The following is a 15,114-nucleotide window of genomic DNA, read 5'->3' on the forward strand; positions in this document are numbered from 1 at the left end:
AGGCAGCGGTGAGGGCCTCATACATTCGACAGGGCTTCAAAAACCCTCTTCGTTCCCGAGTTCGGGCTCCGCCGTCGCCGTTGTGTGCCGGCGGAGCTTTTTTCAGTCTTTCCGTGAGCTCACCATGCCCCGCGTCACCGTCACCCGGCGGCTCCGCTTCAACGCCGCCCATCGCGTGTTCAATCCTTCGTTCTCCGATGCCGAGAACGAGGCGACCTTCGGGAAGTGCAACAATCCCAACTGGCACGGCCACAACTACACCCTCGACGTATCGGTCGAAGGCCCGATAGACGAGCGAACGGGATACGTCCTGGACCTCAGCAAGCTGAGCGAGATCGTCGAGCGTGAGATCGTCAGCATCGTGGATCACCGCAACCTTAATCTCGACGTCGGATTCATGAAGGGCATAATTCCGACGGCCGAGAACATCGTGGTTGAATTCTGGAAGATTCTGGAGCCGGCCGTGGCGCCAGCGAAGCTCAAGCGGCTCGTCCTTCGGGAAACCGGGAACAACAATGTCGAATACACAGGAAACTGAGGATCTCGAGGAGCTCGTCAGGAAACAGCTCGAGCTGATCGGCGAGGACCCCGATCGCGACGGCCTGCTCAAGACGCCGGCGCGCGTCGCGGCCTCGCTCAAGTGGCTTACGCGGGGTTACGAGCGGGATGTGAGGCAGGTGATCGGCGACGCGCTGTTCGAGGACTCGCACGACACCATGATCATGGTGCGCGACATCGAGCTGTACTCCATGTGCGAGCATCACATGCTGCCCTTCTACGGCAAGGCGCATGTCGCGTACATCCCGGACGGAAGGATCGTCGGGCTCTCCAAGCTGCCGCGGGTCGTGGACGTGTTCGCCCAGCGGCTCCAGGTGCAGGAGCGCCTCACCGAGCAGATCGCGCAGGCGCTGAGCGACGTTCTCGAGCCGCTCGGAGTCGGAGTCGTCATCGAGGCGTACCACCTGTGCATGATGATGCGCGGGGTGCAGAAGCAGAACTCGAAAACAATCACATCGGCGCTTCGCGGCGTATTCCGCGACGACCCCAAGACGCGCGACGAATTCCTCCGCCTCGCGCACAACGGATGACCGGATCGAGCGATGGCGCGCTCGTCGGCCTGAGCGCTTCGGTCCGAACTTGTACATCGAGCTGATAGATCTGCTGCGCTGTCCGAACGAGCACGAGGACAGCTGGCTTGTTGCGGCGTTTCACGAAATGCATGGCCGCTTCGTCGTGAGCGGCAAACTCGGCTGTCCTGTCTGCTCGGCCAGCTATTCCATCGTTGATGGAGTTGCCGATTTTCGAGCTGGAGCCCAGGTCGCAACGGCTCCGGGCATCGGGCGATCGGAGGAAGTGACAGGCGCCGACGCTGAAACGACCATTCGATTCGCCGCGATGCTCGGGCTGATGCGTCCCGATGCACTCGTAATTCTCGAGGGCGAATCGGCTACCGTAGCCCCGCGCCTCGCCGAGCTCACCGATGCTCGCGTCGTCGCGCTGAACCCGCGCGCCATTCCCGCCGAAACCGAGCGACTCGCATCGGTTCTCGCGTCCGCACGTCTGCCGCTTGCTCCGTCGTCCGCCGACGGAATCGTCCTCGCGGAAAATGCCGATGCGATCGCTGCTGCCGAGGCCCATCGAATCCTCAAGCCGGGCGCGCGATTGGTGGCTCCGGCGCGCCTTCCGCTTGGCCCGCGCTTCCGCGAGCTCGCTCGTGACGACGATCACGTAGTCGCGGAATCCGTCGGCCCACTCGTAAGTCTTTCCCGCTGAGTGGACGGCGGCGGCCATTCAGCGGCGCCACGACAATGCGGGGCTGCTCCTACTCGCCGGGCTCGGCGTAAAGAGAGTCGATCAGCTCCTTGTAGTGCTGGTCAACAACCCGCCGCTTCACCTTCTGCGTCGGCGTCATCTCGCCCTTCTCGAGCGAGAAGTCGTGCTCGAGCAGTCCGATTTTCTTCGGCATCTCGAAATGCGCAAGGCCGGCGACCTCGCGCATCACTTCCTTCTCCATTTTCGCCTGGATCGTCGGCATCCGCAGCAGCTGGGCACGGTCGGTCCAGATGATGTTGCGCCTCTTCGCCCAGCTCTCGAGCTGCTCGAAGTTCGGCAGGATCAACATCGAGGGGAATCTCCGCTTGTCGCCGATCATCACTGCCTGGCTCACGTACTTGTTCGTCTTCACCAGGTTCTCGATCGGCTGCGGAGCGATGTTCTTTCCGCCCGCCGTGACGATGATGTCTTTCTTGCGATCCGTGATGGCGATGAACCCGTCGCGGATCTCGCCGATGTCGCCCGTGTGGAACCACCCGTCGGAGTCGATCGCCTCGGCCGTCGCGACGGGGTCGTTGTAGTAGCCCTTCATCACGCCCGGGCTCCGCGTCAGGATCTCGCCATCCGCGGCGATAATCACCTCGACGCCGTCCACCGGTCGTCCGACGGCTCCGATTCGGAAATCCGCCGGCGTGTTGACGCCGATCACGGGAGACGTCTCGGTGAGCCCGTATCCCTCGAGAATGGTCAGCCCGGCCGAGTAGAAGAACTTGTTGATCTCCGAGGCCAGCGGCGCGCCGCCCGAGACGAAATACCTGATCCGGCCGCCGGTGCGCTCCTTCAACTTTGAGAAGACGAGCTTTTGCGCCAACGCGTACTTGCCCGCCAGGATACCACGCGGCTCTCCTCCGGCCAGCTTCACGTTCGCCCAACGGTCGGCGACATCGCGCGCCCAGAAGAAGATGTTCCGCTTGATGAAGCCACTCGACAGAGCGTTCTGAAGAATGCGGGCGTACATCTTCTCGTACAGGCGCGGAACCGAGAAGATGATCGTCGGCCGTACTTCCTGCATGTTGATCGGGACGGTGTCGAGCCCCTCGGCGTACGCGATCGAGCTGCCCGTGGCGAACATCAGGTAGTCGCCCATCCGCTGAAAGATGTGCGACAGCGGCAGAAAGCTGAGCGCGACGTCGTCGCCCTCGAAAGGCAGCTTGTGCCTCGTCGCCTCGATGTTCGACCGGATGTTGTTGTGCGTCAGCATCACGCCCTTCGGATTGCCGGTCGTGCCGGACGTGTAGATCAGCGTCGCAAGGTCGTCCGGACCGACGCTGTCGGCGATTCTCCGGTACTCCTCCCTCGACTGCGGAGTCTCGGCAGCGGCGCCGCGCTGCTCGAGTTGATGTAGCGTCATGTCCGACGACGGGCCCACTTCGTCGAAGCTGATCACGTGCTGCAGCACCGGAATCTGGGAGCGGATCTCCGCAATCTTCGCCGCCTGGCCGGCGCTGGAAACGAATATCGCGACGGCTCCCGAATCCTTGAGTATGTAAGCGATCTGGTCCGCAGGAAGCGTGGGATAGATCGGCACGTCCGTAATGCCGCTCGTGAGACACGCGTAGTCCGCGATCGCCCACTCAGGGCGGTTCTCCGAGAGGATGCCGACGCGATTTCCCGGCGCGACTCCAAGACTGCGGAGACCGAGCGCGGCGTGGAGCACACGCTTTTCGATCTCGCGGTGCGACACCGGTACGAACGCCCCGCCGCGCTTCACTTGAAGCGCGTCCGGCCTGTCGTAGCGCGCGATCGCGTCGAAGAACAGTTCGTTCAGCGTCCCGGGCTTTGGCGCCGGGCCACCTCTCACGTATGGATTCGCGTGAGTCGCCGCCGCGCTTGTCGTCGTCACTTCGGCTTCACCTTGAGAACGAGTTTGACCGGGCTTCCCTTCACGCTTGCTCCACGATACCGCACCCGCGCCTCGACGATCACCGAATCAACCAGCGCAGTGAGCCGCGTAACGTCCAGCTTGATCTTTCGCGTCGCCACGCCCGATGCATCGGTGGTGTCCGAGGAGGAGCGCGCGCCATTGTCGTTCACGAGCTTCGCCAGCACCGTGTCGGAGGGGCTCAGGATCCGGAAGGTCACCGGATACGATGCGACCGCGGTATCGCTGCCGAACGGCCCATGGATCACACGCACGCCGAGTCCCGCGGAAACGTTTGCGGCGGTGTCCGTGAGCGAGTACGAAAGAGAATCGCGCGCATTCGATCCGACGACGGTGTCGGGCCTCAACGTGACGGCGATCATTACCGCGCCGTTGAATCCCTTCATCGTCGCGACAATCCGCGCCGCCGAGCGCACGCTGTCGCCGATCACTGTGCCCTTCAAGCTGTCTACCCTGATCCCCCGGTCCACGGCGGTGAAGCGAACCGGTGGATTGGTCACGATACCACCACTGTAGTTGAACGCCGTGAAAGTGATCGGCGCGACGACTCCCGACGAATCCCTCAGCGTGTCGCCGACGACGACCGACGGCGACGGCAGCGGATTGAACTGGAACGACAACACCTCGTCGGTACCTGTCGGTATCTCCACGCACGCACCGACCAGAATCGCTCCGCATATGAAGGAGAGCGGAATTGCGCGCGCGCGGTGGCTCACAGGAATCTGTCCGCCAGGTGCGTTGCAAGGTTGACGTATGCCTGCGACGCGGCGTCGGCGGGGCTGCGCAGCACAACCGGTTGTCCGGCGGCGAATGCGTCGGTAGTGGCGATGGTGCGCGGGATCACCATCGGGAAGACGATGTTTGCGGGGAGGTGGCGCCGCACGTAGTCCACGACGCGCTCGCTCGCCGGATTCCCCGGCTCGAACATCGTCATCAGAATGCCGTCGAGTGTGAGCTGGTCGTTGGTGGACGCGATATCCTGTATCAGGCGAAGAATCTGCGGCGTCGTCTGAAGTGCAAGCGGCTCGCACTGAAGCGGCACGATCACATGCTGGGTTGCCTCCAGGACCTTGCGCGTTATCGCGCCCAGCCCTGGCGGCGAGTCCACCACGACGACGTGGCATCGCGCGCGCGCGGTTTCCAGAAGCTCCGGAAGCAGATTCGTCTCGCCGATCAATTGCTGGTACGTGGCGTGATCCGCCTCGTCCGATACTGAACCGGCGAGTATCGCTCGCAGCCAGGGAAGGGCAGTGGGAAGAATCACTTCACGGAGCGACTTCTGCCCGTTCAGGTAATCGGCGAACCCGGCGTTCTCGTGGTCCCTGCGCAGTCCGACTCCGTATCGGACCGCGCCCTGCGGATCCACATCAATGATCAGCGTCTTGAGTCCGCGCCGCGCGAACGCGGCGGCGAGATTCACCGCTGTCGTCGTCTTTCCGACACCACCTTTCTGGCTGACGATGGCAAGCACATCTCCCATCTACTCGGAGACCTCTGGAAACTCCTCACTTTCCAACTTGTTCCCTTGCGCCGGCTCGTCGGTCGTCTTGATCCGCTCCAGCGTCTCCCGCGCGTGTCGGATCCAACGATCGGCTTCCGCACTCGGCGCCGGTGGATCCATGAGGAACGATTCGAGATGGAACGCTGCGTTGTCAGTCTCGCCGCGACGGAGCAGAAGGAACGCCAGGCCGTAATGCGCTCCGGAAAGCTTTGGCTGAATCTCGAGCGCACGGCGATAACAGCGTATGGCCTCGGTCTGCCTTCCCGTTCGGGAGTACGCGATGGCCATATTCTGCAGAACCCGGTGATTGGTGGGTTGATCCCTCAAGGCGAGCTGATACGACGTCAGAGCGGCTTCGTAATCGCCCTGACGCTCCAGCGCGAGCCCCTCGCTCAGGTAGTCGAGGCGCTTTTGCTCGCTCTTGGGCTTCCCACCGCTGAAGCGACTCCAGAAAGACATCGGTCCGAATCTACCGTCGAGTATCCGTCAGAGCTAGGTTCCAGATGCCATGTCACCACGCAAGCAAACCGTCGATCCCGCGGAGGGAGTTCTACACGTCGAGTGGCCGCTGTTCGGCGAGCTCTCGCGCGCGCTGGCCCTCAAGGTATCGCGCGAATACGATCCGGACATGGTGGTCGGTGTCGCGACAGCGGGCGTAGTCCCCGGCGCGGTCGTGGCCGCGATGCTCGGACGCGAATTTCATTCGATCGTCGTCAGCCGCAAGTACCGGGCTGAAGAAACGCGGGAGACCCCTGCGATATTCGGTGCCGCACCGCAGGAAGTGCGCGGCCGCCGCGTGCTCATCGTGGACGAGACATGTGATTCGGGCGACACCCTGCGCCTCGCTGTCGGGGCGATCGTGAACGCCGGCGCGAAAGAGGTGCGCACCGCCGTCGGATTCAAGACCGGAGCCTACGAGCCCGATTTCCACGCCCTGGCAACCGACAGCACGATCATTCTGCCGTGGGACCGTGAAGTGATCGTGGACGGTGAGCTGATGCCCAACCCGGCTTACCAGAACGCGCTGGAGTCACGGTAGCCGGCTACCGCATCTCCTCCCACTTGTAGTTCATCACGTCGGCGTTGCCGAGGAGGAAGCGGCAGCGCGACCCGTCGCCGTCGCAGCACTCCGTCTCCAGCACGGCAACGGGATACCCGGCGATCCGTCCGAAGAAGGCCGAAAGCAGCCCGGTAGTGATGTGGCACGCCTGCCCGGCGGACGATCCTTCGGCTGTCGCTTCCCAGCAGCTCGTGACGTCCACGATGGCGACGCCCTCTGCTTCATCCTCCGAAAACAAAACGTCGCCCCAACCAGCATCCCGGAAGAATCTCCCCACGCTCGGGCCGAACTCGTCGATCGGCAGATCGCCCGCGTCGGGCGGCGGCGACGCCGACTCGCCAGTCTCGGCGAGCCACTGCCCGAACGCTGTGTATACCGAATCTCCGCCAGCGAATCCGGCCTCGCGCAGCGCGCTCACGGCAGCGTCGGGCGCACTCGACGCGAGCACCGCAGAGCGCAGCTCGCGAAGCGTGGCGACGGCAACTCCGACCAGCTGTGTTCTCGAAGAATCGGTCATCTCGATCTCAACATTAACGGAAATGGAATCACTGCGCGCCGCCGATTCTCCGCAGCAGCTCGGCCTCGTTTAAGATCTCCACGCCAAGAGAGCGTGCCTTCTCCAGCTTGCTCCCCGCCTCTTCTCCGGCGACGAGGAAGCTCGTCGCCTTCGAAACGGAGCTCGTCACGCGTCCACCGGCTTGCTCCACCATTTCGGTCGCCTTCGTCCGGGTCAGCGTCGGCAGGGTGCCGGTAATGACGACCGTCTTTCCCGACAGGGCACCGCCGGCAGCGACCATACGCGGCTCGGTGAAGCTCACCCCGGCCCGGCGCAGCTTCTCGATCAGACGCCGCGCGCCCGGATCGGCGAAATAGCCGGCCACACCTTCCGCGATGATCGGGCCCAATCCCCGGATTTCCGCGATCTCCTCCGCAGACGCCGCGGCGATCGCGTCGAGCGTCCCGAAATGCCTCGCCAGAAGCTGCGCCGCCGCGGATCCCACATGCCTGATTCCCAGCGCGCCGAGCAGCCTCGACAGCGGCTGGCCCGTGGACGCCTCTATTGCCGCCAGTAACGCTTCCGTTCCCTTCTCCGCGTAGCCTTCGAGCTGGAGCAGCTGTTCCGCGGTGAGCGAATAAAGGTCGCCTGCGTCCACCACGAGTCCCGCCGAAATGAGCTGCTCTATGCGCGAGTACGACAGGCCGCGAATGTCCATCGCACCGCGCGACGCGAAATGCACGAGACCTTCGAGCCGCCGTCCCGGGCATGTGACGTTCGGGCAGTAGATGGCCACTTCCTCCTCGTCGCGCACGACAGGAGTGCCACACGATGGGCAGCGCGGCGGCATGCGCCACTTCTTGCCTCGCGGCTCGCTCTTCTCGGGTACCGAGGCGATGATCTGCGGGATCACTTCGCCCGCCCTCTTCACCTGCACGATGTCTCCGATGCGCAGGTCTTTTCTCCGAATGATGTCCTCGTTGTGAAGGGTGGAGAGCTTCACGACGACCCCTCCGATCTCCACCGGCTCGAGCACCGCGTACGGATTGAGCGCCCCCGTGCGTCCGACATTCACCCCGATGTCGAGCAGTCTCGTCTCGGCGATGTCGGGCGCGAATTTCCGCGCGATCGCCCATCGCGGCTCGCGCCCGCCGACGACTCCCAGCTCGTCCTGCAGCGCCAGGCCGTCCACCTTCACCACGCCGCCGTCAATCGCGAAGTTGAGCGCGCCGCGCACGGTATGCTCGATGTCGTGCGCCCACTCGAACACCGCCTCGAGCTTCAGGCAGCGGGCGCGGTTCGGGGCGATGGGAATTCCCCACGCGGCGAGCTGTTCGAGCAGCTCCCATTGGGTCCGAAATGGAAGCAGCGATGGATCAGCGCTGGTCACGGAGTACCCGAAGAGCCGGAGCGGGCGTCGCGCTGTCACCGACGGATCGAGCTGGCGAAGACTGCCCGATGCCGCATTGCGCGGGTTGGCGAAAACCGGTTCGCCCGCCTGAACGCGCTCCTCGTTCATCCGCTCGAACCGATCGAACGGCAGGTACACCTCTCCGCGGATCTCGATGCGCCCGCGCGGAGCCTCGCCGAGCAGACGCAGCGGCACGTCACGCACCGTGCGCAGATTCTCGGTGACGACCTCGCCGACGCTGCCGTTCCCGCGAGTTGCGCCGCTGGTAAATACGCCGTCGTCATAGGTCAGGCTGACCGCGGCGCCGTCAATCTTCAGCTCGACCGTGTAGCCCGAAGCGTCCATGTCGCTTCCGGCGAGCCGCACGAGTCGCTCCTGCCACGCCTCGAGCTCCTGATCGTCGAACGCGTTCCCGAGCGACAGCATCGGAACGATATGTTCATGCTTTGCAAGAGAAGTCTGCGGTGCGGCACCGACTCTCACCGTCGGAGAGTCTGGCGTTATCAGCTCCGGGTGGCGGGCCTCGAGATCCTGGAGCTCGCGGAAGAGGGAATCGTATTCCCGGTCGGAGAGGACCGGCGCGTCGAGAACGTAGTACTCGTGCGACGCGCGGTTAAGGATTTCCCTCAGCTGCGACGCGCGGTGCTGCGGGTCGGCCGGCCTGGCTTGGCTGGGGTAGCTCGGCTTCTTCGGCATTCGCGTCGTTTTCCGCCTTGATGTGCTCGTTGAATTCGGCGCTGTCGAAGCGCACGACCCGGTTGCGGCCCGTCTCTTTCGCCACGTACAGCGCGTCGTCAGCCGCCTTCAGCATGTCATCGCGACCCTTGATACGGGGGTGGGGCCATGAAGCGACGCCCAGGCTGACGGTGCGGTGCAGTGTGCCGCCTTCGAACGAAAATGTATGTGCCTCAACCCGTTGGCGCAGCCGCTCGGCGAACGTCACCGCGGAGTCGAGAACAGTGCCGGGAAGCAGCAGCAGGAACTCCTCGCCGCCGTATCGGCCCACACGATCTATCTCCCGCGCCTCCTGCTTCAGGATCTCGGCGAGCTGCTTGAGAACCTCGTCTCCGGCGGCGTGGCCGTACGTGTCATTCACCTTCTTGAAATGATCTATGTCGCACATCATGCACGAAATCGGCTCGTGCAGTCTCAGGGAGTGCTCGAACATCTCGTGAAGCCGCTGCTCGAGAGCGCGGCGGTTATCCACCCCGGTCAGGCCGTCGGTCAGCGACATTTGGAGCAGGCGGTCGTTCATCTGCGACAGCTCACGCTCACGTTCGCCGAGGTCCTGCTGAAGCTTCTTGATCCGGAGAAGAGAGCGAATCCTCGCTTCGAGCTCCGCGAAATTGATCGGTTTGGTAACGTAATCGTCGGCTCCTGCTTCGAGCCCGGCGACCATGCGCTTGGTCGAATCAAGCGCAGTCTGCATGATCACCGGGATGAAAGGAAGCCGGCGGTCGGCCTTGAGCCGGCGCACCACCTCGAGCCCGTCCATGTCCGGCATCATCACGTCGAGCAGAATCAGATCCGGACGCCAGCGAGAAGCTATTTCCAGCGCATCCTTCCCGTTGATCGCGCCCTCGACCTCGTATCCGCGCGCCTCCAGCCGCGCGCGAAGCACCTCTACGTTGTCCTGATGATCATCGACAACGAGAATCCGCTTCTTGACGTCCCCGGCGTTGGGTGACTCAGTGGCCATTGTTGCGGCCCAGGAATCGCTGCACTTCCGCAACAACCGCTCTGGGCTCACAAGGTTTGGCGAGGTAGCCGTCGCAGCCCACCTCGAACGCCTTCTCGCGATCGGATGCCAGGGCATGCGCCGTCAACGCGATTATCGGAATGTGTTTGGTCGCCGGGTCGTGCTTGAGGACCTGGGTGGCCTCCCAGCCATCGATAATCGGTATTGATATGTCCATCAGAATCAGGTCAGGGCGCGACGAGCGGGCCTTGGAGATTCCCTCTTCGCCATTCCAGGCTTCTGTCACCTCGTACCCGTAGTGCTTCAGAATGGTCGAATACACGATACGATTGTCTTCGTTATCCTCAACAAGCAGAATCATCTTACCAGACTCGCTCATCTAACCTCGCATGGGTATTGCATTCTTTAACCTGCAAGCAAATTTCTTACCACCCCAACGCAGACCTTGAAAGATGACCGCTGCCGAGACTCCTGAGAGCGGGCGGAAGCCGGCCCGACGCCCGCGAGGCCGTCCCTATAAGAATGTGACCGACGCGAAGTCGGTCAGCATGCTGGGAATCGGAATGATAGCTGGTGCGGTAATCGGCGCTGGCATTGCGCTCCTCATGGCCCCTCAGAGCGGAGTCGAAACCAGGCGCGTCCTGGGTCACCGTGCCGATCGGCTGCGCGGCAATACAGGTGTTTGGGAAAAGCTCGGCAGGGAGCTCAGGCGAGCGGCCGTCGCAAAACGCAAATCGCTGGAGCTCGAGGCAAGGCGCAACGAGATCGCCGCTCGAGCCGCCGCCAGACAGGAGTCGTCCGTCGGGTAAGCCAGCGGCTCAGAGCCGGGCCAGCGCGGCCTTTGCCTGAGCCTTGTAGAATCTGTCGTTGGCGTCGCTCACTGGCAGGCGGAGAGCCATCTCCAGCTCCGCTTTCGCCTTCGTGTTTTCCCCTGTGTCGCGATAGACCTCGCCCAGATCCACCCGGTGAACTATCCGGTCGGGCTCGGCGGCGACCGACGCTTCCATATATCGCACCGCCTCCTTCCAGCTCGCTGTTCCCAACACTCTCCCGCCCAGAATATTCTTCGCGACGATGCGAGTCAGGCTGTTCAGTCGCATCACCTCGGCGTTCCACATGCCCATGACGTGGAGGCAGCCGGCGTGGCGAGGCCTGATTCTCAGGCATTCCAGCCCCTGGGATCTGATCTCCGTCGCGTATCGCACGCGTCCGCGCGGGCCTTGGGCGAGCGCGGCCTTGCCAAGCGCCCGGGCGAGCGCGAAGTGGCCTTCCGCATCTCCGGGATTCAGCGCAACCGCGCTTCGCGCATATTGTTCACCACGGGTGAAGAGCGCGGTTCGCCGCGTCGCATCCGTCGCGTACGATCCGATGTCAACCGCCGAGCGCGACGCCTTCCACCAGGCTTCGTAGCTCCCCGAGTCGACTGCCGCTTTCTCGTAGTGGGCGAGCGCGCCCGAGGCATCGAGTGATGCGTAGGCGCTGTCGCCCATCGCCAGTTGCATGGCTGTCGTCTGGGCGGTGCCGATGGACGCGCCGAAGAAGCAGAGCAGAACAGTTACCGGAGGTAATCGCATTGGTGCCGGAGATGATGGGGTCTATTCGACATGGTACACGCGCGGGTGGGCAATGATCGTTCCGCGGCTTATCGAACGTAAGCGCGACGGCGGCCGCCTTGAGGACGCCGAGTGGCACGCGCTGATCCAGGCGTATGCCCGTGACGAGGTGCCGGACTACCAGATGTCGGCACTGCTCATGGCGATCTACTTCAAGGGCCTCGACCGCGGAGAGACCAACGCCCTGACGGATTCGATGATCGAGAGCGGCGCGCGCCTCGACCTGTCCCACCTGAACATCCCGCGGATCGACAAGCACTCCACCGGTGGAGTGGGAGACAAGGTCTCTCTCGTTCTCGCGCCGCTGATCGCGTCGCTCGGGGTCGCCGTGCCGATGATGTCGGGACGCGGCCTCGGTCATACCGGCGGCACGCTCGACAAGCTCGAGTCGATTCCCGGATTCCGCACCAACCTGTCGCTGGCGGACGCGGCGCGTCAAGTCGAGTCGATAGGCTGCGCACTGATCGGTCAGACCGGAGAGATCGCTCCCGCCGACCGCAAGCTGTACGCACTTCGCGATGCGACGGCGACAGTAGAGGCGATTCCCCTCATCGCCGCGAGCATCATGAGCAAGAAGCTGGCGGAAGGACTGACTGGTCTGGTGCTCGATGTAAAGGAAGGGTCGGGTGCATTCATCCCCGACCCCAATCGAGAAGGGCGCCTCGCGAAGGCGATGATCGAGCTCGGCGCGGACCGCGGTTGCCCCGTCGTCGCCCTGCAGACCGCGATGGATCGCCCCCTTGGCTTCGCCTGCGGAAACGCGCTCGAGGTTCGCGAGTGCATTGACGCGCTCGAGGGGAACGGTCCGCCCGACCTCATGGAAGTGACCTACGCGCTCGGGGCGGAGATGCTGATCCTCGCTGGCGTAGCTGGAACCGCAGCCGACGCCTGGCGGCGAATGAGAGAGGCCATTCGCAACGGCGGCGCACTCGCGAAATTCGCCGAAATAATCGCGGCGCAGGGAGGTGACGCTCGCGTTCTCGATGACCCTTCGCTTCTTCCGTCGGCCGCCCGCACGGCCGATTTTCTCGCCGGGCGCGACGGTTTCGTAACCGACATCTCGCCGCGGACGATTGGCTACGGGATCATCGCGCTCCGGGGCGGACGGCGCACGATGGAAGATACTATCGATCCCGGCGTCGGATTCGTGATCACCGCGAAGCCCGGAGCGCAGGTGACGAGAGGTCAGGCCCTCGCGACGATTCACGCGCGCGACGAAGCAGGAATCAGGGAAGGGAAGCGCGTTCTGTCCGAGGCCATAACCATCGATGATCAGCCGGGCAAATGTCTCGATCTGATCTCCATGCGGATCTCTCGCGAAGGGGCGAAGACCTGGCAGAGGCCGGCGGTTGCCTGAGACCAGCATCGCGATCTGCACACGGGCGAAGCTCTCCGAAGGCAAGCCTGAGCTCATCCAGAGATTTCTCGCCTCGGCTGGATTCGATGCGCGTCTGGCTCTCGATGATTCTCCGAACTGGGCCGGAGCGGACGTTGTCTGGGTGCTGGACAACATCAACCACGTGTTGCGTCGCAGCCCGACGGGACACGCTCAGCGCCTCACGTTACTGTTTGCGATCAGATATCCAGGTTGCTCACGAACTTCGCGTTCTGCTGGATGAACAATCGCCGCGGCTCGACCTCGTCTCCCATCAGCGTCTGGAATGTCTGGTCGGCCAGCACAGCGTCCTCGAGCGTCACCTTGAGGATCGTCCGCGTCTCCGGATCCATCGTCGTTGACCACAGCTGCCCCGGGTTCATCTCGCCGAGTCCCTTGTAGCGCTGGATGTTGACGGAGCCCTTGCCCTCGCCGTTGCCGAGCCGGGCGACGTAGTCGTCGCGCTCCTTCTCGTCATACGCGTAGTATTCCTCCTTGCCCTTCGCCACGCGGTAGAGAGGCGGCTGGGCGATGTAGATGTAGCCCGCCTCAATGAGCTCCGGCATCTGACGATAGAAGAACGTGAGCAGCAGCGTCCTGATGTGGGCGCCGTCCACATCGGCATCCGTCATCAGGATCACCTTGTGATAGCGCACGTTCTCGAGCGTGAACTCTTCCTTGATTCCTGCTCCGATCGCCGTGACGATCGTCCTGATCTCTTCGTTGCCGAGGATCTTGTCGATGCGCGCCCGCTCGACGTTGAGGATCTTTCCGCGGAGCGGGAGAATCGCCTGGAAGGCGCGATTGCGTCCCTGCTTCGCCGAACCGCCAGCGCTGTCGCCCTCGACCAGATAGATCTCGCAGAGAGCAGGATCGCTCAGCGAGCAGTCCGCCAGCTTGCCGGGCAGGTTGCCGATGTCGAGCGCCGACTTTTTCCGGGTCAGGTCGCGCGCCTTTCTCGCCGCTTCACGCGCCCGAGCGGCGGAGACCGCCTTCTCGATCACGATGTTCGCGACGCGCGGATGCTCCTCGAGGTATGCGCCGAGCATCTCGTTCACGACCGTCTTGACCGCACCTTCGACTTCCGAGTTGCCCAGCTTGGTCTTGGTCTGCCCCTCGAACTGCGGCTCGCGCACCTTCACCGACAGCACGGCGGTGAGACCTTCGCGCACGTCGTCGCCGGACAGCGTCGTGTCGCCGCCCTTCCTGGTGGCGTTCTTCGACGCGTAGGCGTTGATCGTGCGTGTCAGCGCCGACTTGAAGCCGGTGAGATGCGTCCCGCCTTCATGCGTGTTGATGTTGTTGACGAAGGAGAAGACGTTCTCGTTGTAGCCGTCGTTGTACTGGAACGCGATCTCGATCTCGACGTCGTCACGCTCGGCCTCGATGTAGACGATTTCGTTGTGCAGCGGCTTGCGGCTGGCGTTGAGGAACTGGACCATCTCCCTGAGGCCGCCCCTGGCGAGGAAGGTCTCGTCCTTTTCCTGTCCCTCGCGCTCGTCGTGGATCTGGATCTCCACGCCCTTGTTGAGGAACGACAGCTCACGCAGGCGATTGGCCACCGTGTCATAGTCGTACCGCAGCTCGGTGAAGATCTCCGGGTCGGGCTTGAACCAGACCTTCGTGCCCGTGTCGCGCGGCGCGACCTTGCCAACCACTGAGAGCTTCGTGCGCGTGTAGCCACGCACGAAATCCATGAAGTACTCCTTGCCGTCGCGCTTGACCCACACCTTGAGCTGCTCGGAGAGAGCATTGACGACGGATACTCCGACGCCATGCAGTCCGCCCGAGACCTTGTAAGAGTTCTTGTCGAATTTTCCGCCGGCGTGCAGCACCGTCATCGCCAGCTCGACGCCCGGGATCTTCTCCGTCGGATGGATGTCCACCGGAATTCCGCGCCCATCGTCAATGACGGTTATGGAATCGTCGGGATGTATCGTGACTGCGATACTCTTCGCGTGACCGGCGAGCGCTTCGTCAATGGAGTTGTCCACGACCTCGTACACGAGGTGGTGCAGTCCGCGCGACGATGTGGATCCGATGTACATGCCGGGCCGTTTGCGCACGGCTTCGAGGCCCTTGAGTACCTGAATTTGCCCCGCGTCGTAACGCGTCTCGCTGGCTGTTGCGGTCTTCGCCATGAAATTGAAATGGGTCGAAAAAGGTGGGACCGAATACAAACCGAAACCAGTCTGTCCGGCAGATTGAATAATGTAACGCAAAATCGCCTTTTCCGCAATTCCG

The 15,114-nt window shown here is 63.2% G+C and carries 16 protein-coding genes; 6 read left to right on the forward strand and 10 right to left on the reverse strand.

Translation table 11 applies throughout. The features are described 5' to 3' along the window. Positions 1–124: 124 nt before the first annotated feature. From Q7S20_13455 to Q7S20_13465, 3 genes are read left to right on the forward strand one after another with little or no spacing between them, the layout of a single operon-like run. The gene (locus Q7S20_13455; protein MDO8502838.1) at positions 125–538 is read left to right on the forward strand and encodes a 6-carboxytetrahydropterin synthase; all 414 of its coding nucleotides are present in this window, start codon (positions 125–127) and stop codon (positions 536–538) included. Beyond that, positions 516–1,088, forward strand: coding sequence for a GTP cyclohydrolase I FolE (folE, locus tag Q7S20_13460; GenBank protein MDO8502839.1), 573 nt, complete (start codon positions 516–518; stop codon positions 1,086–1,088). Before Q7S20_13455 ends, folE begins: the two co-directional genes overlap by 23 nt. 49 nt (positions 1,089–1,137) lie before the next feature. Continuing rightward, positions 1,138–1,773 (forward strand): hypothetical protein, encoded by a 636-nt coding sequence (locus Q7S20_13465; protein ID MDO8502840.1) that lies wholly within the window; start codon positions 1,138–1,140, stop codon positions 1,771–1,773. A gap of 49 nt (positions 1,774–1,822) precedes the next feature. Here the strand turns inward: Q7S20_13465 and Q7S20_13470 are convergent, their stop codons facing one another. Genes Q7S20_13470 through Q7S20_13485 form a run of 4 tightly spaced genes read right to left on the reverse strand, consistent with a single transcriptional unit; the run spans position 1,823 to position 5,675 of the window. Continuing rightward, positions 1,823–3,676 carry a long-chain fatty acid--CoA ligase gene (locus Q7S20_13470; protein MDO8502841.1) on the reverse strand — a complete coding sequence of 618 codons (1,854 nt, stop codon included), beginning with the start codon at positions 3,674–3,676 and terminating at the stop codon, positions 1,823–1,825. Next, on the reverse strand, positions 3,673–4,431 hold the full coding sequence (locus Q7S20_13475; protein ID MDO8502842.1) for a hypothetical protein: 759 nt from the start codon (positions 4,429–4,431) through the stop codon (positions 3,673–3,675). Before Q7S20_13475 ends, Q7S20_13470 begins: the two co-directional genes overlap by 4 nt. Beyond that, on the reverse strand, positions 4,428–5,195 hold the full coding sequence (locus Q7S20_13480) for a ParA family protein (GenBank protein ID MDO8502843.1): 768 nt from the start codon (positions 5,193–5,195) through the stop codon (positions 4,428–4,430). Before Q7S20_13480 ends, Q7S20_13475 begins: the two co-directional genes overlap by 4 nt. Then, on the reverse strand, positions 5,196–5,675 hold the full coding sequence (locus Q7S20_13485; protein MDO8502844.1) for a tetratricopeptide repeat protein: 480 nt from the start codon (positions 5,673–5,675) through the stop codon (positions 5,196–5,198). It abuts the gene before it with no gap. A gap of 49 nt (positions 5,676–5,724) precedes the next feature. On the opposite strand from Q7S20_13485, the gene Q7S20_13490 reads away from it, so the two are divergent. After that, positions 5,725–6,255, forward strand: coding sequence for a phosphoribosyltransferase (locus tag Q7S20_13490; protein MDO8502845.1), 531 nt, complete (start codon positions 5,725–5,727; stop codon positions 6,253–6,255). A gap of 4 nt (positions 6,256–6,259) precedes the next feature. Here the strand turns inward: Q7S20_13490 and Q7S20_13495 are convergent, their stop codons facing one another. Genes Q7S20_13495 through Q7S20_13510 form a run of 4 tightly spaced genes read right to left on the reverse strand, consistent with a single transcriptional unit; the run spans position 6,260 to position 10,261 of the window. Then, complete coding sequence (locus Q7S20_13495; protein ID MDO8502846.1) at positions 6,260–6,793, reverse strand: V4R domain-containing protein; 534 nt, start codon at positions 6,791–6,793, stop codon at positions 6,260–6,262. Between the two features lie 28 nt (positions 6,794–6,821). Then, the gene (gene ligA, locus Q7S20_13500) at positions 6,822–8,879 is read right to left on the reverse strand and encodes an NAD-dependent DNA ligase LigA (GenBank protein ID MDO8502847.1); all 2,058 of its coding nucleotides are present in this window, start codon (positions 8,877–8,879) and stop codon (positions 6,822–6,824) included. After that, positions 8,797–9,882: a PleD family two-component system response regulator gene (locus Q7S20_13505; GenBank protein MDO8502848.1), complete on the reverse strand. Its 1,086-nt coding sequence runs from the start codon at positions 9,880–9,882 to the stop codon at positions 8,797–8,799. Before Q7S20_13505 ends, ligA begins: the two co-directional genes overlap by 83 nt. Then, positions 9,872–10,261 (reverse strand): response regulator, encoded by a 390-nt coding sequence (locus tag Q7S20_13510; GenBank protein MDO8502849.1) that lies wholly within the window; start codon positions 10,259–10,261, stop codon positions 9,872–9,874. Before Q7S20_13510 ends, Q7S20_13505 begins: the two co-directional genes overlap by 11 nt. A 73-nt stretch (positions 10,262–10,334) precedes the next feature. On the opposite strand from Q7S20_13510, the gene Q7S20_13515 reads away from it, so the two are divergent. Then, a complete protein-coding gene (locus Q7S20_13515) occupies positions 10,335–10,691 on the forward strand; it encodes a YtxH domain-containing protein (protein ID MDO8502850.1) in 357 nt (118 codons plus the stop codon). A gap of 9 nt (positions 10,692–10,700) precedes the next feature. On the opposite strand, the gene Q7S20_13520 is transcribed toward Q7S20_13515, so the two are convergent. Continuing rightward, entirely contained in the window at positions 10,701–11,384 is a 684-nt protein-coding gene (locus Q7S20_13520) for a hypothetical protein (GenBank protein MDO8502851.1), read from the reverse strand. Here Q7S20_13520 and Q7S20_13525 point away from each other — a divergent pair. Further along, positions 11,383–12,852: a thymidine phosphorylase gene (locus Q7S20_13525; GenBank protein ID MDO8502852.1), complete on the forward strand. Its 1,470-nt coding sequence runs from the start codon at positions 11,383–11,385 to the stop codon at positions 12,850–12,852. The two genes, Q7S20_13520 and Q7S20_13525, sit on opposite strands and share 2 nt — an antisense overlap. Positions 12,853–13,070: 218 nt before the next feature. On the opposite strand, the gene gyrB is transcribed toward Q7S20_13525, so the two are convergent. Continuing rightward, positions 13,071–15,011 (reverse strand): DNA topoisomerase (ATP-hydrolyzing) subunit B, encoded by a 1,941-nt coding sequence (gene gyrB, locus Q7S20_13530; GenBank protein MDO8502853.1) that lies wholly within the window; start codon positions 15,009–15,011, stop codon positions 13,071–13,073. Between the last annotated feature and the right edge of the window lie 103 nt (positions 15,012–15,114).

The organism is Gemmatimonadaceae bacterium, from assembly GCA_030647905.1.
Taxonomy (GTDB): Bacteria; Gemmatimonadota; Gemmatimonadetes; order Gemmatimonadales; family Gemmatimonadaceae; genus UBA4720.